This window comes from Massilia sp. 2TAF26, assembly GCF_052115005.1.
Classification (GTDB): Bacteria; Pseudomonadota; Gammaproteobacteria; order Burkholderiales; family Burkholderiaceae_D; genus Telluria.
Window position 1 is genome coordinate 1 of sequence record NZ_JBFRFV010000084.1, and the last position, 724, is coordinate 724.

General features: G+C 59.3%; 1 protein-coding gene. It reads left to right on the forward strand.

Going from position 1 to position 724, the window contains the following annotated elements; translation table 11 throughout:
* Positions 1-33: 33 nt before the first annotated feature.
* On the forward strand, positions 34-724 hold a 691-nt coding region (locus tag AB4Z32_RS27530), incomplete at its 3' end, for a phage portal protein (RefSeq protein WP_442124991.1).

The window sequence follows — 724 nt, forward strand, 5'->3', positions numbered from 1 at the left end:
CCTAACAGCAATCGCGTAATCGGATGGAAGCCATTGCTGCGTCAGGAGTGGCAGTCGTTCCGCAATCCGAACAATCGGTCCCAAGTGCTGTATCAAGTCACCCCGCTGGACGGCACCGGTTCATATGTGTTGGACAGGGCAGATGTAATCCACTTGACCAGTCCGGGCTATGACGGCTTGTGCAGTCCGTCACCGATCACGTATGCAGCAAGAGAAGCGGTGGGCAACGCGCTGTCAGCACAGGAATTCACCGGCAAGTTCTTCGCCGGCGGTGGCGCATTCGACTACGCGCTGAAGACCGCGGCCCGACTGGACAAAGCGCAGCTTGAGCAGCTGAAAGCTTCGCTCCTGGGGCGTGTGCAGAACGGCGGCCGCGGCCCACTGATTCTGACAGGCGGCCTTGAGCCGGCGCAGTTGTCCGTGAACGCCAAGGATGCTGAAGTGCTGGCGACTCGCCTGTTCACGGTGGAAGAAATCTGCGCCATTCTCGGCGTTCCGCCGCACATGATTGGCCACACCAGCAAATCTACCTCGTTCGGCACCGGCATCGAGCAGCAGTCAACCGCCTTTGTCCGCTACACACTGCAGCGGCACATGACACCGATCAAGCAAGAGCTGAACGCGAAGCTATGGCCGGTACGTCAGAAATACTTCGTGGAGCACGTTACCGACGCGCTGATCGCGGCAGACATGAAGGCGCGATACGAATCCTATCGCATTGCTC